This is a genomic window from Microvirga calopogonii (assembly GCF_003347665.1).
GTDB lineage: Bacteria > Pseudomonadota > Alphaproteobacteria > Rhizobiales > Beijerinckiaceae > Microvirga > Microvirga calopogonii.
This window is the reverse complement of sequence record NZ_QDGA01000040.1, coordinates 1-24,743: the sequence shown is the minus strand read 5'-3', so window position 1 is coordinate 24,743 and position 24,743 is coordinate 1. Positions and strand designations below refer to the sequence as shown.

Here is a 24,743-nt window from a genome sequence, read left to right as displayed (position 1 = left end):
CCGGGAGGGGCCTCCCCGGGCGTGGCGAACCGAACCTCAATGCGCCTTCCCGGGCGCCCGACGCGGGGCGATTGCGCGGCAGACTGCGGCCCGCCCCACAGATCATCCATTCGATCGCCGTGTTCCCGGCGTGTTTGCTGAAGCAGCTCCTACTTCGATACTGTCCAGGAGGACCCTGCCGTGATCACGCCTGACAACATCCTGTCTGCGCAGGAGCGTATCGCCCCCTTCATCCGGCGCACTCCGGTGCTGTCAGCCATGCAGATGCGCGAAGCCGGCGGACTTGAGGGACGGGTCACGCTCAAACTCGAGCTTTTGCAGGTAGCCGGCTCGTTCAAGGCGCGAGGCGCCATGAACCGCCTGAAGACCCTGCCGCCGGAACGATTGAGGCACGGACTGGTGACTGCCTCCGGAGGCAATCACGGACTGGCCATTGCGCGCACGGCCCATGTCGCGGGCGTCGCGGCCAAGATCTTCCTGCCGTCCAATGTCGCACCCGATAAGGTCGCGAAACTGCAGGGATGGAACGCATCCGTTGAAATCGTCGGCTCTGTCTGGGATGAAGCGGCTCTGTTGCATTAACTATGGGAGGCACAATCCGTAGCGTGCCCGCCCGCCGTTACCGCCACTATATCCTGTGGCGTGACGGGTTAATGCAACAGAGCCGTATTGAAGGAGCAGCAGATTGCTATTCCTGCTGATATCGCAGTGACCGGGTGCGACGACATTCTTCTCGCAGGGCTCGTGTCGCCTCCATTGACGACGCTGCGGGTGGCGAAGGAGGATCTAGGCGAACTCGCAATGCGAATGCTCCTTGACCGGATTGAGGGGCGTCATACCCAGCATGGTATCGTGATCGAACCAGACTTGATCGTGCGGGGAACGACCTGACACCTCTTCCATCGCAGGCTTAGCTAACAGGCGAAGAGGCACGGACACAAATGACAGCGGCATCGGATCTTTTCGACCTTACGGGTAGAGTTGCGTTGGTAACCGGATCGAGCGCAGGACTTGGCCTCGCCATGGCTCGCGGCCTGGCAGGGGCTGGCGTACGAGTGGTCCTCAACGGACGCAGATCGCAAAAGGTTCACAATGCTGCCAAATCGCTCCGTGAACTCGGCTACCAAGTCGCTGAAGCACCATTCGACGTCATAGACAGCGCGGCTGTCGGTAGCGCCATCGATCACATCGAGAATGAGATCGGCCCTATTGAAATTCTCATCAATAATGCCGGCATGCAGCGTCGGGCGCCGCTCGAAGATTATCCTGAGGAGACCCGGCATGAACTTATGTCAACAAACGTGGACAGTGTCTTTCTCGTCAGTCAGGCTGTGGCCCGCAGGATGATCCCTCGCAAGCGCGGCAAGATCATCAACATCTGCTCGGTCCAAAGTGAGTTGGGTCGCCCCTCAATCGCGCCCTACGCTGCGTCGAAGGGAGCGGTCAAAATGCTCACGAAAGGGATGGCAATCGATTGGGGCAAGTACGGCTTGCAGGTAAACGGGATCGGACCGGGATATTTCAAGACCGAGTTGAATCAAGCACTCGTCGATGATCCCACATTCTCCGAGTGGCTCATTGCGCGGACTCCTTCTAGACGCTGGGGTGAACTGGACGACCTCATCGGCGTACCAATATTTTTGGCATCAAAGGCGTCGGCATTTGTAAATGGGCAGGTGATTTATGTTGACGGAGGAGTAACCGCGAGCTTGTGAATGCCTTTGCAAGAAGCACGGCCCTCGCAGGCTCAACTAAACGTTAACTCGTCAAGCCATCCCGCGCGATTTCAAGCTTTGAAGAGTACTGTCACATCATCTCAGACATGAAATCAAGCTGTGCAAAAGAGACGGCATGCCAAAATTCTTAGGCGCTACGGTGACACAAATGCAACCAAGCGTACTGAAGTCGCATCTGAAGGAGCAAGGCCTGGCTGCGTGTGAGCGCAGACCCAAATCGGTCTCATCGGTCCGCTGTGTAGCTTTCCTGATGAATGCATTAGACGGATGTCAGGCTGACGGTCCAGGTTGGGCGTGACGGCTCACGTTGCATCCCACATTTTCACACGGGTGCTAGAGAATCCGGGGTTGGAGCATAGTTCCAATAAGCTGATTTCCGTTATAGAATTCAAGATCTTCATCGCAGGCCAAAAGACGAAGGTGACAGAAATGACTATCATGAGGAGCTTCGCGTTAGCTGCGATCGCTACCACTCTGGCAGGTGGTGTGACTGCTGCACAGGACAGAGTCATCAAGATCGCAACGGAAGGCGCTTATGCCCCGTGGAATTTCACAGGTGCGGGCGGCAAGCTCGAAGGCTTCGACATTGATCTCGCCAATGAACTCTGCCGCCGTATCAAGATAAAGTGCGAGATTGTGGCCCAGGACTGGGACGGGATTATCCCTGCTCTTCAGGCGAAGAAATACGATGCCATCATGGCCGGCATGAGCATCACCGACGACCGCAAGCAGGTCATTGACTTCGCAGGACCCTACGCAGACTCGCCAAATGGTTATCTTGTAGCGAAGGACTCGCCACTCGCCAAGATGCCGGGAACGGGGCAAACCTATAATCTGGTAAGCCAGCGAGCGGAGGCCGAGAAGGCAATTGAGGCGACGAAGCCGCTGCTCAAGGGCAAGACGATCGGCGTCCAGGTCTCCACCACTCATCCCGTCTTCGCCGAGAAGTACCTGAGGGGTACGGCCGACATTCGGGAGTACAAGACCACCGAAGCCCATGACCTGGATCTTCTGGCCGGGCGGATTGATGCGGTGCTGGCGGACGCCACTGCGATTATCGGCACCCTCGGTAAGCCGGAATTCAAGGACTACGCCCTCGTCGGGCCTGCTGTCACCGGTGGCATTCAGGGCGACGGGGTCGGCATTGGTTTGCGCAAGGAGGACGCTGAGTTAAAGCAGAAGCTCAATGAGGCAATCAACGCGGCCACTCAGGACGGCACCATCCAGAAACTCTCGATGAAGTGGTTCAAGATCGACATTGCTCCTAAAACCTGAGGGTAGCAGCGCGATACACACTTATTGGCTCATTAGAAACGCCACTGACGCGGCCTGAGCTTACGCTATGTTCAGCCACGGCACCGTTGCAGTAACTTGAAAACGGCATAGCGGACCCCGTTTAACGGGCCGCTCAGGCAGCCAGACCGAAGAGCTGATTGATCAGACGAATTTCGCTTGTCGCTTGCCATCCCCGCTTGTTGTAATGACCGCGGCGGATCATGCGCATGATTTCAAAACCCGTCAGAGTTGCGGCGGCGGTTTTCATGCTCTGGAAGCCGCGTGTCGGACGGATCACGCGCTTGAGCGCGCCATGATCCGCTTCAAGGATGTTGTTCAGATATTTCGAGGTGCGGTGTACCACATCGTTCGGCAGAAGCCCTTCGTTCTGCAGGCGCAGGATCGCCTTGGGATACGACGCCAGTTTGTCGGTCGTGATGGATGAAGGAGGATAGTCACTCACCGCTCGCAGGGCTTTGCGCAGGAAGCGATACGCCGCTCCGGTATCACGCCGGCTGGACAGCATGGAGGCAATCAACCGACCATGTTTATCGACCGCTCGAAACAAGTATCGCCAGCGCCCACCCACTCGGACATAGGTCTCGTCCACGCGCCATGAGCCTGAACGATGTCCCTGGTAGGGGCCCACCCGCTTCTCGATCTCCGGAGCATAGCGTTGGACCCAACAAAAGATCGTGCTTGGACTGACGCGGATACCGCGCTCGGACATCATCTCGGCCAGATCGCGATAGCTGATCTCGTACTTGCAGTACCAGCGCACGCACAGCAGGATGATCTCAACCGGGAAGCGACGGCGCTTGAACAGACACACGGGTGCGGATCCTTGATGAACCGCTCCTCGCTTTACGGCCGAGGTTAATGCAACGGTGCCCCCTAGCCTTCGGGGTCTGGGCCGAGGTAACTGGCGTCGCCGCGGGCTTCTGAGTTAACGGTCCAGGACGGCGGACCTACCTCAACCCGTTAAGTTGACGATGCCAGCCGCACCGCCTCATCCTGGAACTCTCTCGTAAAGCGTGTCTGGGGCATGGAGATCCTCCTTCTTCATGAAAGGCTCTCCATTCTTTCGGAGCAAGTCCACCTGCCGGTTGTTGAACATCGGCAGAGCCGATATCTCAACAACCGCTGTGAGGTGTCGCACCAACCCACCCGACGGCGGGAGCGCCACATGAGGCGGTTCAAGTCAGTCCGGCAGGCCCAACAGTTTCTCGCCACCCACACCCCGATCCACAATCACTTCCAGCTCCGCCGTCACCGTCTTTGCGCCAGTGAGTACCGGGCTGCGCGGGATCGCGCCTTCGCTTTGTGGCGCGAGGCGACTGGTACTGCCCTCGTCGGCTGAGTTGGGCTGACGTGATGACTATGTCGGGGCCAGCTGTGCCGACTTCGCGCCAAGTTGACAGTACCCTCCACCGCATCCGCTTGGGCAATGGCCATGCCACAAGCCTGGATCTCAAGCTGTCACAGCCGCGCCTGTTGGCACCCGCTCGTCTAATTGCTCCAAGGTTAGTATCAACACGTCGCGCGGAGGTACGGTAATATGCTGACCGTTTTGTGGGCTTTGCCCGACGGGCCACAGCGCGTTGCCAGCAGCCACTATACTAATCCTGTCGGCGAAACTTACAGCGGTTGATTGTGCCGCACGACTCGGATTGACCAACCAAAGGAAGCTGCCCCTTTCACCTTTGTGAACGCGGGCATATAGAGCCGGATTCGAAAGCGAAACATGTCGCCTGCTGCCAGACCACTTGAAGAGTTCCGCAAAAAATGAAGCGTTCGCCTTTCCGTTCGTGCGATAGTAAGCGACCGAAGGATTTGTACCAATTAATAGCGTGCGGCCTTTCCCAAAGTGATTCTCGACTACCGCCAGACGCCCGTCTTCGAAATGCCCGCGGCCGGTACCACCGGTCAAACGATAAGATTGTAGGAAACCACCGCCATCCACGGCAGTCTCGCCGAACCTGAAATGGATCCGGTCCCCGATATCAGGCATGAATTCAACCTCTTCCTCGCGTACACCGAAGACGGTATCCAAACCCATGTTTGGCTGCACCTGACCGACATGGCCACGATCACCGAAATAGCCGGGGCAGGCTTCAGCGATGAGCGTGCCGCCATTCTCGACCCAGGCCTTCAGACGGGCCGCCTGCTCGGTGGTAAACATGATCGGGTAGGGGAAATAGAGCACTTCGTAAGCCTCAATATCATCGATATGCACCCAATCCGGTTGTAGTCCATTGTCCAGGAAGGCGCGGTAGGCACCCCACATGGCTGCCGGATAGGGCTTTTCGTTCCGTTCATAGTTCAAGAGGTAATCCCATTCCTGCGTCTCGCGGACAACGAGAATGCCGATCTCGCCGCGGACGGGCTTCGCCTCCCAAAGCGGCGCCTGGGCCGGGTCATTCGCCCATTTTGCCAATGTGCTTTGCATCTCGGAGCGCGGCGTGCGTGAACCATCCATGCCGTAGGCGCCGAAAGCACCGAAAAGCGGGCCGTCAAGGAGCGGACGCCAACGCAAGTTCAGGACACCGCGCGCGCCACCCGCAAGCGAGGTCATGCTCCAAATACGAATATCCTCAGGTTCGGCGACGCGGCCGTCCTCCTTGTCGCGGCCGATTACCTGCGGCTGCAACCAGAGGGGGCCACCCTGTCGTTCCGCATGCCAGAATGGTTTACCGCGCGCTGCCGCGCGGTTGATATCGACGCCATACCAGGTCTTCCACGGTTCAGTGCCCTTTCGAGCTTGAATCCAAGTGAAGCCGTAGACCTCGACCTTGGAGGCGGCCAGCCAATCATCGCAGCCATGGGCGGCCATGTCGGGGATTGACCCGGAAACGCCGTGGGCAGCGATGACGTTCTTCCGGTCGATTGAACGGATGGTATCGATCCGCCACTGCATCTGCTCGTAAAAATTGTCGCGTTTGAACTGTAGCCAATCGATGCATTCCGGATAGGCCGCCATTTGGACCGGCGGTTCGACATCATCCCACTCGGCGTAGCTGTAGCGATGCCAGGCTCTTGCGAGAGCTTTCAGACTCCCGTACTTGCTTTCCAGCCATTTTCGGAACGAGACCTTCGTGTAGCTGCTATAGTCGATATTCTCCCCATAGTTGCACTCGTTCCAGACATCGTATCCATAGATGGCGGGATGATCCTTGTAGCGAGTGACCATGGCCTTGAGAAAATTCCCAGCGGCTTCCCTCACTTCTGGGCAATTGAGCGTCAGGGCGCCACCACCGTTTTTGGCGAAACCACCCGTTGCCGATGAAACCCCCATGCTGGAGCTTAGCTTTCGACCATCCGCTGTGATTTGAACGGCGTGTGCATATTTGCGAATGGCCCAGTCCGGGACAGCTTGGATGAGTTCGGCAATGACTGTCTTGATGCCGTTCTTGGCCGCAAGATCAAACTGCCGGTCGTATTCATCCCAATCGTAAACTCCGGGCGCAACTTCAATGGCGCCCCACATGAACCAATGGCGAAAGACATTGAGGCCGTCCTCAGCGGCAACTTTGTAGTCCCGCTCCCAATGCTCCTGTGGTGGATTTGACTTCCGAAAATACACGGCTCCATAAGGAAATTGAATGTCGCTTCTCAACATTGTGTTCTCCTGTCTTGACGCAAAGCTCCGCCAGCCCGACATCGCGGGTTCCTCATGGCCGGAGGCTGTCGCATCAGGCAAAATGGATTAGTCAGCCAAGTCCCCAGGCGTTGCTTTCAAGCAGCCGCCGCTATGGGAGACGGTGTGAAGCTACGGGCAGCCCTCGACGGTGGCGGATCGGGCCCATGCGCCTTGAGCGCGTCCGCCACCCTTTCCTCTGGCTCCGGACGGGGGCCGGGATGTCGGAGTGTGTCAAATCCTTCCCTTGCCGCAGCCGCGAAGTGATCGAGGAACAGCAGGTCCTGCCGGAAGAAGGAGAGATTGGCGGAAAATCTCGGCATGGACCATCCTTATGGATTGCCGGCGGCGCTAAACCGGTGACGATGCAGCATGCGCTTGTTTCGGGGATCCGGATTGGGGACGGCGGAAATCAGGCTTTTCGTATAGGCCTCCCTCGGCGCGGTGCAGATCTGCTCGGAGCTACCGAGTTCGACGATCTTGCCGCGATGCATGACAGCGACCCGGTCGCAAAAGTAGCGGACTACGGAAATGTCGTGAGAGATGAAGATGAAGCTCAGGTTCAGTCGCTGCCGGATACCGAGCAGGAGATCGAGGATCTGGCTGCGGATCGACACATCGAGTGCGGATGTCGCTTCGTCCGCGATGATGATCCGCGGCTCGAGCGCGAGCGCGCGCGCGATGCCAATACGCTGCCGCTGGCCGCCCGAAAAGGCATGCGGATAACGCTCCATACCCATCGGGTCGAGGTCGACCAGCCGCATCAGTTCGGCCACTCGCTCCTCCAGCGCCTTGCCTTTCGCGAGTCCATTGACGATCAATGGATCGCCGATCACCTCCTTCACTGTCATTCGTGGGTTCAGCGAGGCGAACGGATCCTGGAACACGAGCCGGACTTCGCGATGGAAATCGCGGAGCGACTTCCGGCCAAGGCCAGTGACCTCGATCTCGGCTCCGTCCTTGCTATGATAGATAACCTTGCCGGTCGTTGGTTCGACGGTACGCAGGATCAGGCGGCCGAGCGTCGTCTTGCCCGAGCCGCTCTCGCCGACGATCCCGAGATTCTCGCCCGGGTAGAGATCGAAGCTGGCGTCGTCGACGGCTTTCAAAGACTTATTTCCGGCAAAGCCGAAACTCTTGCCGAGGTTGCGTACTGAAAGAACCGGCTTTGAGGATGTCGGTGGCGGCGCCAGAGCCGGCTGGCTGGTTTCGGCGTGGTGGGTGAGCTTCACGGTCGAGGCGAGCAGTTGGCGGGTATAAGGATGCATGGCGGCATGATAGATGGCATCAACCGGCCCGTGCTCGACAACCCGGCCGAAGCGCATGACAGCGACCTCATCGGCCACCTCGGCTACCACGCCCATATCATGAGTGATGAGCAGCATCGCCATGCCACGCTCAACCTGCAGCCGCTTGATGAGGTCGAGGATTTCGGCTTGCGTGGTGACGTCAAGCGCCGTGGTCGGCTCGTCAGCGATCAGGATGTCAGGATCGCCGGCGAGCGCCATCGCGATCATGGCGCGCTGGCGCATGCCGCCAGAGAATTCGAACGTGTAGCGATTTGCCATCTCCTCGGCATTCGGAATTTCGACTTGGCGGAGCAATTCGATCATCCGGTTCCGGGCTGCCTTCTTTTTCATGTTGGTATGCAGGCGAATCGCCTCAACGATCTGCGAGCCGATCGAGTGAACGGGTGACAGCGAGCTCATCGGCTCCTGGAAGATGAGGCCGATGCGCCTGCCGCGGATTGCCTGCATCGTGCTACTGTGTGGCAGCAGCGTCGCGATGTCGGTGGTCGTGGCGCCGATCCTGAGCAGGATACTCCCGCCGACGATCCGGCCGGGCCGGTCCACAATCTGCAGGAGCGAGCGCGCCGTGACGCTCTTCCCGGAGCCGCTTTCGCCGACAAGGCAGAGTGTCTTGCCCCGCCTCAGTTGGAAGCTGACCTTCTCCACTGCATGCAGGATGTGGGTGCGCAGGTGGAAGTCGACGCAGAGATCCTCGACGGAAAGGGCGATATCATTAGGTAGAGTCGTCATCGCTCCCTCAACGATTGTCATAGGGGTCCGCAGCATCGCGCAGGCCATCACCGAAGAAGTTGAACGACAGAACCGCAACCACGACCGCCAGAGACGGCCAGATCAGCAGCCACGGGGCAGTCGCAACGGTACGGATGTTCTGGGCGTCCTGCAGCAGCACGCCCCAGCTGACGACCGGCGGCTTCAGCCCGATACCAAGGAAAGACAGAGAGGTTTCTGCGACGATCATGGTCGGCACGGCGAGCGTCACGACGGCCAGGATATGACTCGTCAGCGAAGGTAGAATGTGGCGGAAGATCAGCCGCGCCGCGCTCGACCCATCGAGCTTGGCGGCGGTGACGAAGTCTTCGTGGCGCAGCGCCAGGAAGCGGCCCCGCACCTCTCGCGCGAGGCTCGTCCAGCCAAGCAGCGAGACGATGATGGTGATAACGAAATAGACCTTTTCCGGTGACCATGTAAGCGGGATCGTTGCCGCCAATCCCAGCCAGAGTGGAATGGTCGGCATGGAGCTGACCACTTCGATGGCGCGCTGGATCAGCGTATCAATCCACCCCCCGTAAAAGCCGGAGATCGAGCCGAAGACCACACCCAGGACAAGGGAAATGGCAACACCAACGAGACCGATGGACATGGAGACACGGGTTCCGTAAACGAGTCGCGAAAAGACATCGCGGCCGAGGCGGTCCGTACCGAGAAGGTACATGGGATCGTTGAGATTGATCGGGGCGATGAGGTGGCGGTCCATCGGGATCAAGCCCCAGAGATTGTAGGCAGGTCCTTTAACAAAGAAGCCGACCGGCACGACCTTGTTTTCGTCGACGACGAAGGTTCGCCTCAGCGCCACCTTGTCGATTTCGACCTTATAGCCTTTCACATGCAGATTGAACTCGGTGCTGCCATCCGGCTTCGTTACGAACAGGCTGAGGCGCTGCGGCGGCGCATAGGTGTATTGCGGCTTCGCCGTTGCGGGCAGGGCAGGGGCGAGAAACTCGGCAAACAAGCCGACCAGATAGAGGAAGAGAATGATCGCGCCGGCGACCATCGCCACCTTCTGGCGGACCAGTTTGCCAGCCACCAGGCGCCAGGGCCCGACCGTAGCCGTCGAAATGACCTTGCCCTGCTCCAGCGGGCTGATCGAAGGTCCATCGACCATGACCAGTGGCGCCTCGGCATGTTCTCCAAGTGTCTCGTGAATGCTCATGCCAGCCCCCTCAGTTGAATCGTATCCGCGGGTCAAGCAGGGCAAGCAGGAGATCGGAGATCAGCATGCCGACAAGGGTCAATGCGCTCAAAAGCAAGATGAAGCTGCCAGCGAGGTACATGTCTTGGGAGACGAGAGCCCGGAACAGCAGGGGGCCGGCCGTGGGCAGATTGAGGACGATTGCGATGATCGTCACGCCCGAAACGAGATGCGGCAGCACCCAGCCGATAGCGGAGACGAAAGGATTGAGTGCAATCCGTACCGGATATTTGAGGATGACCTTGTATTCCGGCAGGCCCTTCGCACGCGCGGTGATGACGTAGGGCTTGTGGAGTTCATCGGTTAGGTTGGCGCGCAGAATACGGATCAACGCTGCCGTGCCTGATGCGCCTATGATGATGATCGGAATCCAAAGATGCGCCAGGAAATCGGCGGCCTTGGCAAGGCTCCACGGTGCCTCGGCATATTGGGGTGAGTTCAGCCCTCCGACGCTCAGGCCGAAATATTTGTAGGCGACGTACATCAATGTCAGCGCCAAGATGAAATTTGGCACGGCAAGGCCGATGAAGCCCAGGAAAGTGAAGATGTGATCGCCAATGGAATGGCGGCGCACGGCCGAATAGATGCCGATCGGCAGTGCAACGATCCAGACGAATAAAAGGCTGAGCAGGGAGATGACAAGCGTCGAGCCCATGCGCCCCCAGATGAGGCCTGAAACGGGCTGATTCCACTCGAAGGACCACCCGAAGTCGCCGCGGCTCAAGATGCCCCAAATCCATTTCAAGTACTGGATATAGAACGGATCGTCGAAACCGTAGATTTCCTTCAGGCGTTCGATCTGCGCTGGATCGACCGCTTGGCCGCTGTCACTCATCGTGGCAATCATCGAGGTGAGATAGTCGCCCGGCGGCAACTGAATGATCAGAAACGAGATCAATGACATGCCGAACAGGGTTGGAATCATGTAGAGCACCCGTTTTGATATGTAACCGAGCATTGCGCTATCTCTCCTCCCGTTGAACGCCAAGCGACACTTTCTCCGGTCCGCTACCCACCCCCGGCCCGTCCGGGCTCATGCCTCCGCATCTCCTCCCCAGGTAAGATGCAATACCTCCAATCGCTCAATGCCCGGCACCTCCACCCGCGCCCGGCCGTTCTCGATGCTGAAGCTCGCGGCACAATCGGCCACCGCAAGCCAAGCGCGGGCCACCGACTTGCCTTGCGGAATGTCCACTGAAACTGTCTGGCGTGTCAGCGGATAATTTTTACGAACCGGGCCTTTCATCATCATCGGATTGGTCAGGTTGAAAAGACTGAGCGCGATGCCTTCGCCATTCTCGCGCAGCGCCATGTCGATGATACCTGGCCCTTCAACGGTGACGCGCGGCGTCTTACCGAGCGCCCAGCGCACCGCATTGGCTATGAGCCGTCCGTGGTCGACCGCGAACACTTCCCAGAAGATCTCTCCGATGTTCCACGGAATGTAGACGGACCGGCCGCCCTTACCGGTTTCCCGGGCTACGACAGCCGCCCCTTCCGGCACCCTGCGCGGATAGACCTCTTCCATCGGGAGATCCGGAAAGTCGGGAATATAGAGGAAGGGCGTATCGACCTTGCCGACCGGCTCCACATGAATGAGCCTCGTCCCACCCATAATGCGGGATGCGCCTTCATACCCCTGGTTGACGGGGTGCTCGCTGAAGAGCGCCACATAGGTGTTCTTGACGATACCGCGAGGGCCGGCGACGAATTTTACACCGAAGACGTCCGCCAGTCCGAACTCCGGTCGTGCCTTGCCATTCTCGTCACGGAGAGAGGTCTCGTAGGAAGCGACTACGCTGCCGCCGCGCTCTACGTAGGCGCGGACCGCTTCGTCCTGCGCATCGGACAGGCAGGAGGCATTGGCGAGGATGATGACCTTGAAGCGGTCGAGATTCTCCCTTGTCAGCACCTGATCGGAGAGGAGTTCGAAAGGCAGTCGCGCCTCGATAAGCGCATGATAGAAGCCGAGATCATGCTTCTCGGCGCTGCTCCGCTCATCCGGAGCCCAGTGTCGGAGCGTCGTCGACGGATCAATGATCGCGATTTCCGCCGTTGGTTTCATGCTTTCGATGAGCGATTCGACCGACGCCTGCAGCACGAAGGCATCGGCTACCGGCTCCACCCACCGCTTGTCCGGCACGACGCCGTTGAACTTGGTGAACCACGCGGAAAGTCCATGGGTCGTGCCATTGTTGATCCAGAGCTGGATTTCCTCGCCGGACGTGACCGCATCCTTCCACCGATATTCCTCCTCGGGGCCGATCGAGGTGATCAGCACGACGGGACGATCGGCGAAGGTGGCGCGGATACGCTTGCCGTTGCGCCCCGCCGACCAGCCGACCTCCAGGCCCTTGCGGCCCTGATGGTCGACGACCAGGAACGGGCAATGTTTCATAATGACGGAAAGATCAAATTCCATGAGCGAGGCGCCGCTCATGTTGGGGATGAAGCTCGCATGGGGGCGGATCGCTTTTACCGCATCATCCCATTGGACAATCATGTCGGTCAGCACTCGGCGCCGCCATTGCAGCCAAGCCTGCCAGGCAGGGTCTTCGGCATCCGGCTTCTTTGGGAGGTCGTGGCCGAACATGTCCTTGAAGCGTCGGGCGCTGTCTTCGCTGTAATCGACGCCGTGGCCCTGCCAGCGGTTGGCAAAGATCGCATCGATATCGTATTCGCGGACGATTTCCTTCACCACTTCCGGCATGAAGCCGGTGTTGTAGTCGCCGTAAGCGTTTGTGACCCAGACATCCGGGTAAGCCCAGTGGCGCCGCTGCGTGCCGTCGGCATTGATCGTCACCCATTCCGGATGGGCCTTGGCGGCAGCGTCGTGGATAGCGTGAGGGTCGACACGCGCCATGACATGCATGTCGAGCTTGCGGGCCGCATCGACGAGAGCGCCGAATATGTCCTTGTCGCCAAGATATTTGCTGACGTAGTGATAGGGGACCTTGCTTGGATAGTACGCGATGTAGCCGCCGGCACTCAGGCACACAGCGTTGGACTTCGTGCGTTTGAAGACGTCGATCCAGAAGGCCGGATCATATTTCTCCGGATCGTCCTCCACGAAGGTCAGCTGTGCCCAGCGTGTCGCAGTCCTGAACCAGTCCGGAGTCCGCAGGGTGGTGATTTTCTGTTGTCCAGTGGCGAGCATGGCGTCAGATCCAGTCATCAGGAAAAGAGAGCCCGTAGCGCCCGCCACCTTGAACGAGCCCCGATCGGAGTTGTCATGTGCGAAGGATATGAAGCACGCCGGCCTCGAGGGTCGGACGACGCGCTTTTCCCGTGTGCCTCATGCCTTATAGTACTGCTCCGGCATGGTGGGCGCGGGCGTCGGCCAGCCGAACGAGTTCGGCATGGTCCGGGTGATGTTCTTCATGTTGTTCTTGACGATTCCATAGCTGTCCGGCGGCTGTGAGATGCCGAAGACATAGAAGGTTTCCGCAGCCCCTCGCAGGATCTGTTTCATAATCTCGCGCTGCCCCTCCTGGTCGGAGGTCACTTTCAGCTTGTCATAAAGTGCCAGTTGCTTCTTCGTGTCTTCCGGCGGTTCCTCGGCGCTGGCATTGGTGGGATCAAGATACCACAGCTGCCATGCCGGCGCGTACATGGCGTTCATGTCGGTCGGCGCATAGTAGCGCGGATCAAGCATGGCCGCGACTCCGCCATTGGCGCCGAACTGGTGCGCGGTGGCATCGAAATCGCGCCCTTGGCGGACGCGGGTTTCCCATAGCGACCGATCCATGCTGCGCATCTGCGCATCGATGCCGACTGCCTGGAACATCGGTATGACGAGTTGGAAGAGGTCGAGGAAGATCGCGCGCGCCTGATCGATCTCGAAGATGATGGTGACGCGGCGCCCTTTCTCGTCGAGACGGAAGTTCTGGCTGTCGCGCTTTGGGATGATTTGGTCGAGCATGGTGTTCGCCTTGTCGACGCTGTATTCCGTGAACTGCTTGGCGAGCGTCTCGTCATAGAGCGGATCACCTTCCTTTATCGACGGCTGGGCGGGCGCTCCCTGGCCGACGAGGACAGCATCGATCAGCGTCTGGCGATCGAGCGCCATTGACATCGCCGCACGGAAGTTTTTATTCCGGAAGAGCTTACGCTTGACCTCATCATTGTGATTGAGATTGAAGATAAAGGTCATCACATTGGCTTCGGTCGAGGTCAACGTGTAGAAATCGTAGTTTCCTTGCTGACGCGCGTCGTAGAGCACCGCCTTGTTGTTCGGCGTCGCGATGTACTGGTCCATCATGTCGATCTCGCCCTGCATGCATTTCAGCAGCAGCACCTGCGGATCGGCCACCATCTGGTAGACGATGCGGTCCATGTAGGGCAGTTGGTTGCCCTCTGTGTCTACCTTGAAGTAATAGGGATTGCGCTCGGCAATCGCTCGTTCAGTGTTCTCACCTGGAGCGATTGTGAACATCCACGCGTTGAGCGTCGGCTTTTTCGAGGAGTTCTGGTAATAGGCATTGTCACTTTGGAATCCGCCGATTGTCTGGAAAGCCGCGATCCAACTCTCGTGGCCGCGCTGTTTCGCCAGATCGTTGGCCTGTGGATTATAGTCGATGTGGAACTGTTCCAAGTAATGCTTTGGACAGCGTGTCGTCTGGTCTGAGTTCGACCATGCGACTTGCAGGGGAAACAGACCATTCGGCTTTTCGAAAATGACCTTAAAGGTCTGTTCGTCCACGATTTCGAGCTTGGCGACCTTGCCGTTGGCCTTCCAATGGCCCTGCCCAGTGGTTGAGACGCGCTTGTCGGTCAGCACCGTATCGTACCAGAACTTCACGTCAGCCGTGGTATACGGGTGTCCGTCCGACCACTTCATGCCCTTGCGCAGGCGAACGGTGTAGACCTTGGAATCCTCACTTGCTTCAAAGGCCTCTGCTACGTTCGGCGTCACGCCGGACCAGTCGGGTGTGTAGCGCAACAGCGGCTCATAGGTCTGGTAACGAAATAGCATGGACAGGGAACCGCCGCCGACGAGGGCCAGATTCCAGTCCCCGCAATACTTGCCGATGCTTTCGACGGGCGTGATAACGAGTGGATTTACGGGTAGGCGCTCCTTGAGCGCCGGGAGCTCGCCACTTGAGACCTTCGCCTTCAGAAGGTCCGCTTCTTTATAATTTGTAGCGGCCGCAGCACGTAGGGCTGGAAAAACCAAGGCGGCCGCAGTCCCGGCCAAAAACGTACGACGTCTCAGCTTGATCATGGCTTCCTCCAAGAACCGTACTCTTATTTATGTTTTCATCTCGAGCCCGGTGAGAAAAAGGATTACATTTGCTGTTTGTTAGGTAAAGCGTTATTTTCCTTAGCGCCGATTAATGGCAGTTGGAGCAGCAATGGTTAGGAAAAATCGTATTTCGCTCCAAACAATCGCTGACGAAGTTGGCTTGTCGAAATATGCCGTTTCGCGTTCGTTGGCAGGGAAGAGCGGCGTCAGCGAGGAAACGCGTTTGCGGATCTCAAAAATGGCGGAACGCCTTGGGTACGTAAAACCGGAACTTCGGACCAAAAGTGATGTCGCCGTCCTTTTTTACGATCTGGACCCCGTCAACAGCGAGTTACATGTTCAGCATCAGAGCGGCATTCAGGCCGAGGCTCAAAGATTAGAGATCGGGGTGCGAATACACTGGATGCACGACGCTGGTGGGCTTCCCGAATTGCTCAAGCGATGTTCAGGGATTCTGCTCGTCGGGCCACACAGCAACGATACCATCGCTTCTATCGCAAAAACCAATCTTCCAGTCGTTCGAATTGGTTGGCCGGGCCCTTTGGAACAGGCGGATGTGGTAATGGGAACGGATCATGAGGGAGGCCAAGCAGTCCTTGAATACTTAATCAGCCTCGGTCATCGGTCCATTGTTTATGTCTACGGCGCTCCCATTTACCGCGGGCGGCATGAACGTTACTATGGCGCGAGAGAAGTTGCCGAACGTCATAGCGACGTTACGTTACATCCGATGCAGTTTGACGAAACCCACGGCTTCGCTAAGGCATTTCGTGATTTACAAGAGACGGATTTCCGGCCCACGGCCTTTTTCTGTTCCCACGATGGTTTGGCTTTGACAGTCATCTCTGAGCTGCTTGGACAAGGCTACCGAGTTCCAGATGATGTTTCGGTTGTTGGATATGGCAATTATTCCGTTGCTACCCAAATCGCCCCGGCTCTAACGACCGTCAAGACTAACGGTCAGGAAAGTGGGGCCGTGGCGCTCCGCCTTCTCAATGAACGCATTCAATCCTCTGCAGGCACTCATCAAGCCCCAGCACGCCGGGTGCAGATTGTGGCAACAATCATTGAGAGACGATCTACGGCACCTGTAATTGTACCACAGCCTAGTGTCTGACGAACACGCTCGCCCGGCTCGAGCCTCCGGACCCGTTTGCGGATTGCTATGAGTGGGCGATGCGGCGGAACATGAGGCTACGCATGGCCGCTCCGATCATGGCTTCCGAGACATCGGACCGCTCCTCATAGTGCGCCGTCAATTTAACGAGCTGAAGGCAAAGCGCCTCCTTGGGGCGCCAGATCAGAAGCTCACGGCAACGCCTGTCACTTCGGCCCAAGCAGTAAAGGTCTTGGAGCGGGCCTCGCGACGTTCAGCGGCGTTGCTGCTGGCGAAGTTGCGGAAGAGGTTTGCCACCTGGTCGTGGACTGAGAGGAAGCGTTGTACGTGCCCAACTGACTTGAAGCGCTTCATGATCCGCTCCCGTCCTCGGGTCGGTTGATGGCTGTTTTCCGCTGGATTGTTTAAACTCTTATGCTGGCGATGCTCGACGCCCGGCATAATCTCTCGCTTGGCCGCGCCGTAACTTGCGGGTTTATCGGTGATCATCACGCGCGGTGCGATGCCTTGCTTCTTGAGCAGCTTGCGCAGCAGACTAAGCGAAAAGCGGACCTTATACAGATTCCAAGGTCTAAGGACTTTTGCAGGTTCCGTCGCAAACTGTTCAGTAACTCAGTTCGGTCTAGGCCTCTGGCCAAACCCGGGGGGTCTATGTTCAAAGGCCGTCATTTCGATCGCTCAATCATCCTACTGTGTGTCCGGTGGTATCTCGCTTACGGCCTGAACCTCCGGAACTTGGAAGAGATGATGGCCGAGCGCGGTATCTCGGTTGATCATGCGACTATTCATAGATGGATTGTGCGCTATTCGCCCGAACTGCTCGATCAGTTCAATCGGCGCAAGAGAGCCGTCACCGGGAGGTGGCACATGGACGAGACGTACATCAAAGTCTGCGGGCGTTGGATGTATCTCTATCGCGCGGTCGACAGCAATGGCGATACGGTCGAGTTCTGGTTCAGCGAAAAGCGCAATCTAGCTGCGGCCAAGCGATTCTTTCGCAAGGCCCTTAAGCGACATGGCCGGCCCGAGAGAATCGTGATCGACGGCAGCCAGACCAACCGGGAGGCCATCCTGTCGTGTGATGCCGACAGCCGGCTGCAGGATCGTTCAAGACGCAAGCTCAAGCCGATTAGAATCCGGCAGAGCCAGTACCTCAACAACCGTATCGAGCAGGATCACCGCGCCATTAAGCGCCGTGTGCGCCCGATGCTCGGCTTCAAGTCCATGGCCACTGCCCGTGTGATCCTCGGTAGGATTGAGATGATCCACATGATGCGCAAGCAGCAGGCGAAGTATCCCTGCAATCGGCAGCCGTCCCTCGCTGAGCAGTTTCACCTGCTCGCCGCATGAGCATATCAGGAAGACCGGCTCCTTCCTCGTCCCTGCCCCAGATTTGCGACGGAGCCCATCGAGTTTGTCCAGGATTACAGCCGCGGCTTTGGGAGCGGCTCCGAATGACGCGGCTTAGTCTCTTTCACCAGCCGGAACTGCACAGGGCCCGACATCCAGTCCCACGGGGACTGCAGGGGCTGCCCGCAGGGGGTGAACAGGCTTTGCCCCTCGGCATTCTTGACCTCGAAGACGAATCCAGGCCGCTCCATCTGAACGCATTCATTCCATCGGTCAAAGTCGATCCAGTCGCTCATCATCATCTCCCTTACCGGATCATCAGAGATAAAAATCACCTTTGGCGAGCGCCGACACGCCTGAGACATTGATCTCGAAGTCCGACATCTTGTCGCCGTTGATGTCGCCGGACAGCACACCGCTGCTGAACTTCAGCTGGCCGGCGTGACCGCTGAACGCTTTGCTGCCGATGAACGAAAAGGCTTGATTGCCGCTCACCAAGCTGTTGGCGTCAATGGTGCTTAGGTCGATGTGATCAACCCCGCGCACGAAATCCTTGATCGTGTCCCGTGCCGTCTTGAGGGAGTCCTTTCGAGAGTTGAAGTCGAAGACATCCGCGCCAGCCCCCCCGAAGAGCACATCCTTCTCGGTTCCGCCAACAAGCAAGTCGTTGCCAGCCGAGCCATAGAGCTTGTCGTTGCCGCCCCGGCCATAGAGCTTGTCGTCGCCGCCCTGGCCATAGAGGCTATTGCCGCTGTTGGTTCCGTTCAGCGACAGGTTCTGTGGGACTGGCTCGATCGGGGTCGCAGTTGCGGTGACAGCATTCGTCTCAAGCTCTGCCAGAGTGTAGATCTTGTCCACGAACTGGAACCACTCGGCCCCCCAGACCACGTCGCTGCCATCCGGTGTGCCCGACCGCAGGTCAGCCACCTGAACGGATCCATCCGACAGTTTGGAGATGCTGTAGTACGCTCGAGCGCCGCTGAACACCGCAGTGTCGTCGCCGATCCCACCGTCGAGAGCATCATTGCCCGTTCCGCCAAACAGGCGGTCATTACCAGCGCCACCCTTAAGCGAGTTGGCCGCATCATTGCCGGTGATCGTGTCGTTGCCGGATCCGCCAACCGCGTTCTCAATCAGGGAGCGGGTGTCACCGTTGTACTGGAGCGCGTTGGCAATGTTGCCGACCGCAACCTTGGAGCCATCCCAGTGGAGCTTGACTAGTTGCGTCGCGGCTGTGGTGGTCCATTCACCAGGCCGCAGATCGACTTTCAGGTTGGAGGCATAGTTTGAGAAGTCATAGGTATCGTTCCCGCCGCCATCCCACACAGTCCGGAGGATCTTGTTGCCGCCGGGCGCGCCTTGGCCGACGCCGTTGAGGAACATCTCGCCACTCGTCGGGCTCCAGGAGTAAACCGTATCGGAGCTGTTGGTGGCGTAGTTAGCGCCGTACATGTGCTGCAGCGCGGCAATATCGTACATCATCGGTGACTGGGCATAGCCCCAGGTCTCGTTGACATAGCCGCTGGTGGTGGAAGCACCAGTATAGGAGCGGTAGCTCATCACCGTGTACTCAACCGAATCCCGGTCGGCCGGCATGCCGCTTTCATGCGGATGCTCCAATCCGAGCGCATGCCCGATTTCATGAACAAAGGTCATGTACGCATAGTTGCCCTTTACCGGCTGAGCGTAGCTGCCGCCGGACTTGTTGAACCAAGCATCGCCACCCTCGGCCGAGGTGCTGGGGAAATAGGCCCAGGCCGTGCCTGGTTTATCCGACAGTGCAAAGCGAAGATCCGCGTGCTGGGTCGAGGTTTCGCCAACCTCAGCAAAGCTGAGGTTGGCCACTGAGGCGTACATCTTCAGGGCGTCGCGGGTAACCGCCTGCTGGGCCGTGTTGAAGGCGCCGAAGTTGGTGACATTCTCGCCCGAGCCGTACGAGCTGCCGTAGTACGAGCCGCTGGTGGGAAAGCTGAAGGTGAAGCTAGTGGTCGCCCACTTATAGCCGCCAAGAACACCATCAATGTATGCATTACCAGTCAGGCCGTAGGAAGCAACAGCAGGCATAAATCCATCCAGGTTTTATTTGAGGTTAGTTTGCGCAGCGGCCGCACTTTGCATGCTTGACAGCAACATCTTGAGCATTGCGCAGGCTCATTTTGCAGGCGCCATACAGATAGGAATTCTTTTATTCTTTCAAGCGGCAACAGACGACTTGTCTGCTCGTTGCCGCAGCCCGACTGTATCTTTCATCTGCAGGCCAAGAGCGCTCTCCAAGGAGTATTGTCTTGCGTATCTTCTACAACTGCGGCAGGAATAAGTTCGCGTGTGAAGTTTTGGAGAACCCAGAAGAAGCCCGGCAGAGCTTGGCCCTACCCCTCTGACGGCGCAGCGCGCGATAGCAGGTCGAGCAGGGGAAGCCAAGCTTCGGGAAGAGGCTCTTGCGAGGCGACGCTGTAAACACGTGCAAGCTCTCGGCCAAGGTGAGACAGGAGGTCTGAATAAGCAATTGGTGCTGGAGCATAAACCTTTCTGCTCCAGAGACTCTCGTTGACCAACATACCGGAACCACTCACCTAGGGTCTCCCTAACCGGATAAATGCAGCTAGCCTGAATCAGTTCGCAGAAACTGGCGAAAGTTCCTATTGCAGATCACTTGGACGCAAGTGCTGCTACGGCTCACCACTCATGCCCTGAACCGCATGCTTGAGCCTGGCCGCCCGAAGTCCGTCCGCATCGCTTGGAGCCGGGGTTGTCGGCCTTCAACGCGCTTACAATCTGATTCATGCAACAAAAGGTCGGTGACGGCTGTGCATCGCGTGCAGGGCCCACTCATTCAGCGCGCCATCGAGCGTGTAGTTGAGGCAGCAGGTTCCGTTGCAATCCCTGACATAGGACACGCGCGAGCCGGAATGGACCTCAGGTCAAGCAGCCGTGCCAAAGAGCGCGGCAATGAAGTCGCGCTGAGCGCCCATGTCACTCGCTGGCGCGCGCGCCACTTGGCCCTTGCGGATCATCGCCATGGCCTCATAGCCCGCAATCGTTCGTGAAGCCGTCGCAAAGCTCTTGAAGCCCAGCCCAGGATTAACCAGCCGCTTGATACGTCGGTGATCCTGCTCGACGATGTTGTTCAGGAATTTCAACTGTCGCAGTTTGGCGAAACGCCAGAGTTCTCGGGCCCGCTTCATGGCTTTCACTGCAATCGGGTAAGCGGCGTTCTTGTCGACCGTGACGGTCCGCGGATTGACTGTATGCGACTGTCCCAAAGCCTTGCGGAAGAACCGCCGGGCGGCCGCTGCATCCCGCTTGGGTGAGAGCAGGAAATCTATTGTCTGTCCGGCTGCATCGACGGCGCTGTACAGATAGACCCATTTGCCCTTTACTCGAATGTAGGTTTCGTCCAGGCGCCAGGAGCCGTTCGTCATTCGGAGATGCGGACGGATGCGCTTCTCGATCTCAGGTGCGTAAGCCTGGATCCAACGAAACAGGGTGGTGTGATCCACCTGAACACCACGGTCAGAGAGCATGCATTCGAGATCACGATAGCTGATCGGGAATTGCAGGTACCAGCGCACCGCCCATAGGATGATCTCCGCCGTGAACTGCCGACCCTTGAACGGGTTCTTGTTACTTTGCATCACCGCCAGCCCCTCTCAGCTCCCCTGTCGTAGCTCAGGCCGAGCAAGCTTCAAAGCTGCAACAGAACCTCCGAAACCCGGCAGGCGGCCAACACCTGCTCCAGATTACGATTGATTAACCGTGCGAAGCCAAAGGCCACGCGCGCGAAGCCAAAGGCCACGCGCGCGAAGCCAAAGGCCACGCGCGGGCTCAATTGCGTCACAAGCTCGACCCAATGCGACGCTGAGGTGAGCACACAACGCTCTTAGAATTTCAGCTAACAACCCGGAGTAAGCTCATGAGCTATGAAAGAAGCCGCGCGGAGTGGCAGTTTGGCACAATGGGCATAGGCCTCCTAGCTACGACAGTCGTCGGGTGGGGTTTGTTGACATACTCTGTCCTGTCTACCGGACCTGAGGAGCACACTTTTGAGAGTGAGATGTCGCAGCTTCGGCAGCAGGTTGAGACCGTCACTGCAGTGCGCGACCAACTGGCGACGGACAATGAGCGGAGAATTCTGGCAGGCCAGGATCTGAACACGATGCTGACGCGGATCGAAGCGGCAACTGAAGAACTCCAGCAACTGGATTCTTTGCGGGCGAGCGTCAGTCAAGCGATTGAGCAAGGGCGCCTTCAGCTTACAGGACCATCAGACCCATCTGCGGCGATTACGGCAAGTCCCGCAGTGAGCACAACATCAGCTGCCCGACTTTCCAGGAGGGAGATACGCACGGTGCAGGAAGCGCTCGTTGACTTCGGGTATGGAAAGCTCAAAGCTGACGGGGCATTAGGACCTGCGACCCGCAGAGCGGTTGAGGCCTTTGAACGGGCTAAGGGTCTTCCCGCCACGGGCAGGCTAGGAGCAGCGACCCTTCAGGCTTTGAGAACCCACACTGCCTCGGTGGCTCAATAGCCTCTGCGAATTTGTCTACACTGCTGACAACAGGTAGATGGCACGCGCACCGAGGCGGCTATCAGCCATTCATCAAAACTGTGCTGGCGCCACTTCGCGCGCCAGAGCGGCGGCATGCGGGCAGCCTGGATCAGCAGGATCGCGGGTAGCTGTTGCCCCGTTTGGACAGGTGGTCCAGTCCAATGCGGGCAGCTGATCAGTCCGAGGAGATCACAGACATCGCTGCCATGGCGCAAAGGCCATGCGCCCACCGCAGGGGTGCCACGCGCGACGATAGAAGCCCATTTCACGTAAGATTCAGCAATGTTGGGTCATTGTATTGGCCCAACAAAGCGCGTGAAGCCCCATGCGCCCGTCGAGATCCTCTAAGCGCCCATGAGCCCGCCTCCCGCCGTCTCCGCCGCAGCCGACTGTCCATCCATTACTGCGGCCGCTCCCACGCGACCAAGCGCGAGGAGCGTCGCCCCTGCCAGGGAGGTGACCTTTGCCGCCATCGGCTTGGCCCTTGTGTCGACCATCTTCTTCGCCATGGGCGATGTGGCTGCGAAAGTGCTGACAGGCACGCTGCCGGCCATCGAGGTCGCCTGGCTGCGCTACTTCGTGTTCTGCCTAGTAGTCGTGCCGACAGTGTTCGTCGCACGCGGCGCGAGGGCGATGCACACACCGCGCCTGCGCCTTCAGGTTGTCCGAGCCTTGGCCGTGGCCGGCTCAGCCGTGCTCTTCATCCTCGGACTGGGATACCTCCAGGTGGCCGAAGCCACGGCGATCAACTTCATCTCGCCGCTCTTCATCACCGCCCTGTCGATCCCGCTCCTCGGCGAGACGGTGGGCATCCGGCGCTGGGCCGCGGCCGCTGTGGGCTTTCTAGGCGTGATGCTCGTCGTCCAGCCCGGTAGCTCGGCCTTCCAGGTGGCCGCGCTGCTGCCGATGAGCGCGGCACTCGCCTGGGCTGTGGCTGCCATCGCGACCCGCCTGATGAGTTCTGAGCGGCCCGAGGCGACCTTGGCATGGTCGGCCGTGATCGGGCTGATTGCTCTGACAGCCTTTGTGCCGTTCCACTGGCGCACCCCCACAGCCTGGGAAATTGGTCTGGCCGCCCTGATGGGCACCTGCTCGACCACCGGTCACTGGCTTATCATCCTGGCCTACCGCAAGGCCGCAGCCTCCACCATCGCCCCGTTCTCCTACGTCCAGCTCCTGTTTGCCGGGCTGCTGGGTTTTGCCGTCTTCGGCACTGTTCCGGGGGCTATGACCCTCGTCGGCGGTCTCGTCATCGCAGCGAGCGGCCTTTACACGGCCCACCGGGAGCGCATTAGGACCCAGGAGGCGAAGCTGGTCGGTACTATCGGGTTTCCAGCTGGGCAATAAACTCCGAAGCCACTCATCGGCTCTCATCTGGTCCTTCTGAATCGTGCCTTGGTGAAGTGACCTGTCTTTCACCTGCCATAGGCCGTTGATCTTTGGCTGACAGCCAGGGCGGCGTCGGCTGCGCTTGCAGTCATTACCCTATGCGCTTGATTACCGTAGGATGGCTCCCCAAAAGCCTTCCGACCCGTCGCCCTCGCAATTCCTGAGGGACTCAATCAAGTTGTTGATAGACTAAGAAAGGGTGGAACTCTCCCGATCCCTCGTCGTGTTGCTCTCTGGCCCATGAACCGGATGCCAGAGCCATGCCTGAGATCAGCGAGCCGTCGCATCGGACCCGAACCACCCTGTTCAAGCTTCGGGCACGACAATGCCGCTTCATTGTCTCCGACGAGCGATCCGAGGCGATCTTCTGCGGAGGCGAGACGCATCACGGATCGAGCTGGTGTCCCTGGCCCCGCCGGCTGGTCTACACGAAGCCCATGGGGATGGGATCCGGTGGCGGAAAACGCTCGGCGTAAGAACCTGCGTTTGCCATCCCGTGATCGGATCAGTGCTTCAGAACTCGTCCTAACGGGTGAAGTGTCCATAACCGTGCAGAAGTACCTGGGAATGCTCCATTATGCGACACACTCTTAAAATGGGCTTATACGTCCAAGGTTTGATCATGCGTTACGTGCATAAGGCGCGTGACGAAATTTCATGCTAAAAAGGGCCGCATTTTGGTAACAGCCTTTCGGGCGGTCGCATCTCTACCCTGCGGCGTCGTTCCCTCAGAGGTAAGGTCCTCTGCACCTCCGGTCGCTGGCAACAGCGGCCTTTTTCTTAAGCGAATGGCCAGCATCGAGGGATCACCATGGCGGGCAAGACGATCACCCGGGCCGATCTGACCGAGGCTGTTTCCGACACAGTTAGCCTCTCCCGAGCGGAAGCGGCGGCCTTGGTCGAGCAGGTACTTGCGGAGATGAGCGCAGCTCTTGTCGTGGGTGAGAATGTGAAGCTGTCAGGCTTTGGCGTCTTCACCGTCCGGCGCAAAAATGAGCGGGTCGGCCGCAATCCCAAGACAGGTGTGGCCGTGCCGATCAAGCCCCGTCGGTCGCTGACCTTCAGCGCCTCGCATCTTCTGAAGTCCCGCATCAACGGCAGCACGCCCGAGGACGAGACCGATGCCTGATTTCTACCGGATTAAGCGCCTTCCGCCTTACGTCTTC

21 protein-coding genes and 1 pseudogene are annotated in these 24,743 nt (G+C 58.6%); 11 read left to right on the top strand and 11 right to left on the bottom strand.

Going from position 1 to position 24,743, the window contains the following annotated elements:
- The first annotated feature begins 180 nt into the window (after positions 1–180).
- From DDF70_RS22550 to DDF70_RS22535, 4 genes are all read left to right on the top strand, one after another.
- Positions 181–582, top strand: a complete 402-nt coding sequence (locus tag DDF70_RS22550) for a pyridoxal-phosphate dependent enzyme (RefSeq protein WP_114947061.1) — start codon at positions 181–183, stop codon at positions 580–582.
- Between the two features lie 87 nt (positions 583–669).
- Positions 670–891, top strand: a complete 222-nt coding sequence (locus DDF70_RS22545) for a substrate-binding domain-containing protein (RefSeq protein WP_114947060.1) — start codon at positions 670–672, stop codon at positions 889–891.
- Positions 892–941: 50 nt separating this feature from the next.
- The gene (locus tag DDF70_RS22540) at positions 942–1,715 is read left to right on the top strand and encodes an SDR family NAD(P)-dependent oxidoreductase (RefSeq protein ID WP_114947059.1); all 774 of its coding nucleotides are present in this window, start codon (positions 942–944) and stop codon (positions 1,713–1,715) included.
- A gap of 369 nt (positions 1,716–2,084) precedes the next feature.
- The gene (locus DDF70_RS22535) at positions 2,085–3,011 is read left to right on the top strand and encodes a lysine/arginine/ornithine ABC transporter substrate-binding protein (protein ID WP_425374103.1); all 927 of its coding nucleotides are present in this window, start codon (positions 2,085–2,087) and stop codon (positions 3,009–3,011) included.
- A gap of 133 nt (positions 3,012–3,144) precedes the next feature.
- Here the strand turns inward: DDF70_RS22535 and DDF70_RS22530 are convergent, their stop codons facing one another.
- Positions 3,145–3,843: an IS6 family transposase gene (locus tag DDF70_RS22530; RefSeq protein ID WP_114947058.1), complete on the bottom strand. Its 699-nt coding sequence runs from the start codon at positions 3,841–3,843 to the stop codon at positions 3,145–3,147.
- Positions 3,844–4,056: 213 nt separating this feature from the next.
- On the opposite strand from DDF70_RS22530, the gene DDF70_RS22525 reads away from it, so the two are divergent.
- Positions 4,057–4,371 (top strand): transposase, encoded by a 315-nt coding sequence (locus DDF70_RS22525; protein WP_245435605.1) that lies wholly within the window; start codon positions 4,057–4,059, stop codon positions 4,369–4,371.
- A gap of 111 nt (positions 4,372–4,482) precedes the next feature.
- On the opposite strand, the gene DDF70_RS22520 is transcribed toward DDF70_RS22525, so the two are convergent.
- The 6 genes from DDF70_RS22520 to DDF70_RS22495 all read right to left on the bottom strand — a co-directional run bounded on the left by DDF70_RS22520 (position 4,483) and on the right by DDF70_RS22495 (position 15,151).
- Positions 4,483–6,630, bottom strand: a complete 2,148-nt coding sequence (locus DDF70_RS22520) for a beta-galactosidase (RefSeq protein ID WP_114947057.1) — start codon at positions 6,628–6,630, stop codon at positions 4,483–4,485.
- A 350-nt stretch (positions 6,631–6,980) separates the two neighbouring features.
- A complete protein-coding gene (locus DDF70_RS22515; RefSeq protein WP_114947056.1) occupies positions 6,981–8,687 on the bottom strand; it encodes an ABC transporter ATP-binding protein in 1,707 nt (568 codons plus the stop codon).
- Between the two features lie 7 nt (positions 8,688–8,694).
- Positions 8,695–9,888, bottom strand: coding sequence for an ABC transporter permease (locus DDF70_RS22510; RefSeq protein ID WP_114947055.1), 1,194 nt, complete (start codon positions 9,886–9,888; stop codon positions 8,695–8,697).
- Between the two features lie 10 nt (positions 9,889–9,898).
- Entirely contained in the window at positions 9,899–10,885 is a 987-nt protein-coding gene (locus DDF70_RS22505; protein ID WP_114947054.1) for an ABC transporter permease, read from the bottom strand.
- A gap of 75 nt (positions 10,886–10,960) precedes the next feature.
- Entirely contained in the window at positions 10,961–13,084 is a 2,124-nt protein-coding gene (locus tag DDF70_RS22500) for a family 10 glycosylhydrolase (protein ID WP_114947053.1), read from the bottom strand.
- Positions 13,085–13,222: 138 nt separating this feature from the next.
- On the bottom strand, positions 13,223–15,151 hold the full coding sequence (locus tag DDF70_RS22495) for an ABC transporter substrate-binding protein (protein ID WP_114947052.1): 1,929 nt from the start codon (positions 15,149–15,151) through the stop codon (positions 13,223–13,225).
- A 130-nt stretch (positions 15,152–15,281) separates the two neighbouring features.
- Between DDF70_RS22495 and DDF70_RS22490 the strand changes: the two genes are divergently transcribed.
- Positions 15,282–16,289, top strand: a complete 1,008-nt coding sequence (locus DDF70_RS22490) for a LacI family DNA-binding transcriptional regulator (RefSeq protein ID WP_114947051.1) — start codon at positions 15,282–15,284, stop codon at positions 16,287–16,289.
- Positions 16,290–16,472: 183 nt separating this feature from the next.
- Here the strand turns inward: DDF70_RS22490 and DDF70_RS22485 are convergent.
- Positions 16,473–16,823, bottom strand: a pseudogene (locus DDF70_RS22485) (DDE-type integrase/transposase/recombinase); the annotation flags it as partial.
- A gap of 117 nt (positions 16,824–16,940) precedes the next feature.
- On the opposite strand from DDF70_RS22485, the gene DDF70_RS22480 reads away from it, so the two are divergent.
- The gene (locus tag DDF70_RS22480) at positions 16,941–17,639 is read left to right on the top strand and encodes an IS6 family transposase (RefSeq protein ID WP_114947050.1); all 699 of its coding nucleotides are present in this window, start codon (positions 16,941–16,943) and stop codon (positions 17,637–17,639) included.
- A gap of 318 nt (positions 17,640–17,957) precedes the next feature.
- On the opposite strand, the gene DDF70_RS22470 is transcribed toward DDF70_RS22480, so the two are convergent.
- The 3 genes from DDF70_RS22470 to DDF70_RS36825 all read right to left on the bottom strand — a co-directional run bounded on the left by DDF70_RS22470 (position 17,958) and on the right by DDF70_RS36825 (position 21,510).
- Positions 17,958–19,703, bottom strand: a complete 1,746-nt coding sequence (locus DDF70_RS22470) for a M10 family metallopeptidase (protein ID WP_114947049.1) — start codon at positions 19,701–19,703, stop codon at positions 17,958–17,960.
- A gap of 857 nt (positions 19,704–20,560) precedes the next feature.
- On the bottom strand, positions 20,561–21,274 hold the full coding sequence (locus DDF70_RS22460) for an IS6 family transposase (RefSeq protein WP_114947047.1): 714 nt from the start codon (positions 21,272–21,274) through the stop codon (positions 20,561–20,563).
- Between the two features lie 50 nt (positions 21,275–21,324).
- Complete coding sequence (locus DDF70_RS36825; protein WP_162820580.1) at positions 21,325–21,510, bottom strand: hypothetical protein; 186 nt, start codon at positions 21,508–21,510, stop codon at positions 21,325–21,327.
- A 42-nt stretch (positions 21,511–21,552) separates the two neighbouring features.
- Here DDF70_RS36825 and DDF70_RS39055 point away from each other — a divergent pair, with 42 nt between their 5' ends.
- The 4 genes from DDF70_RS39055 (at position 21,553) to DDF70_RS22440 (ending at position 24,706) form a co-directional block, all read left to right on the top strand.
- A complete protein-coding gene (locus DDF70_RS39055) occupies positions 21,553–22,167 on the top strand; it encodes a peptidoglycan-binding protein (protein WP_114947046.1) in 615 nt (204 codons plus the stop codon).
- Between the two features lie 375 nt (positions 22,168–22,542).
- The gene (locus tag DDF70_RS22450; protein WP_114947045.1) at positions 22,543–23,535 is read left to right on the top strand and encodes a DMT family transporter; all 993 of its coding nucleotides are present in this window, start codon (positions 22,543–22,545) and stop codon (positions 23,533–23,535) included.
- Between the two features lie 275 nt (positions 23,536–23,810).
- Positions 23,811–24,053 (top strand): GcrA family cell cycle regulator, encoded by a 243-nt coding sequence (locus DDF70_RS22445; RefSeq protein WP_281024382.1) that lies wholly within the window; start codon positions 23,811–23,813, stop codon positions 24,051–24,053.
- A 335-nt stretch (positions 24,054–24,388) separates the two neighbouring features.
- Positions 24,389–24,706 (top strand): integration host factor subunit alpha, encoded by a 318-nt coding sequence (locus DDF70_RS22440; protein ID WP_114947043.1) that lies wholly within the window; start codon positions 24,389–24,391, stop codon positions 24,704–24,706.
- Positions 24,707–24,743 lie beyond the last annotated feature (37 nt).

Bases quoted from the DNA above. Each gene is read 5' to 3' on its own strand.
- DDF70_RS22540 (WP_114947059.1), top strand. From the start codon at position 942: ATGACAGCGGCATCGGATCTTTTCGACCTTACGGGTAGAGTTGCGTTG.
- DDF70_RS22525 (WP_245435605.1), top strand. From the start codon at position 4,057: ATGGAGATCCTCCTTCTTCATGAAAGGCTCTCCATTCTTTCGGAGCAA.
- DDF70_RS22520 (WP_114947057.1), bottom strand. From the start codon at position 6,630: ATGTTGAGAAGCGACATTCAATTTCCTTATGGAGCCGTGTATTTTCGG.
- DDF70_RS22515 (WP_114947056.1), bottom strand. From the start codon at position 8,687: ATGACGACTCTACCTAATGATATCGCCCTTTCCGTCGAGGATCTCTGC.
- DDF70_RS22510 (WP_114947055.1), bottom strand. From the start codon at position 9,888: ATGAGCATTCACGAGACACTTGGAGAACATGCCGAGGCGCCACTGGTC.
- DDF70_RS22505 (WP_114947054.1), bottom strand. From the start codon at position 10,885: ATGCTCGGTTACATATCAAAACGGGTGCTCTACATGATTCCAACCCTG.
- DDF70_RS22500 (WP_114947053.1), bottom strand. From the start codon at position 13,084: ATGCTCGCCACTGGACAACAGAAAATCACCACCCTGCGGACTCCGGAC.
- DDF70_RS22495 (WP_114947052.1), bottom strand. From the start codon at position 15,151: ATGATCAAGCTGAGACGTCGTACGTTTTTGGCCGGGACTGCGGCCGCC.
- DDF70_RS22490 (WP_114947051.1), top strand. From the start codon at position 15,282: ATGGTTAGGAAAAATCGTATTTCGCTCCAAACAATCGCTGACGAAGTT.
- DDF70_RS22480 (WP_114947050.1), top strand. From the start codon at position 16,941: ATGTTCAAAGGCCGTCATTTCGATCGCTCAATCATCCTACTGTGTGTC.
- DDF70_RS22470 (WP_114947049.1), bottom strand. From the start codon at position 19,703: ATGCCTGCTGTTGCTTCCTACGGCCTGACTGGTAATGCATACATTGAT.
- DDF70_RS22460 (WP_114947047.1), bottom strand. From the start codon at position 21,274: ATGCAAAGTAACAAGAACCCGTTCAAGGGTCGGCAGTTCACGGCGGAG.
- DDF70_RS39055 (WP_114947046.1), top strand. From the start codon at position 21,553: ATGAGCTATGAAAGAAGCCGCGCGGAGTGGCAGTTTGGCACAATGGGC.
- DDF70_RS22450 (WP_114947045.1), top strand. From the start codon at position 22,543: ATGAGCCCGCCTCCCGCCGTCTCCGCCGCAGCCGACTGTCCATCCATT.
- DDF70_RS22440 (WP_114947043.1), top strand. From the start codon at position 24,389: ATGGCGGGCAAGACGATCACCCGGGCCGATCTGACCGAGGCTGTTTCC.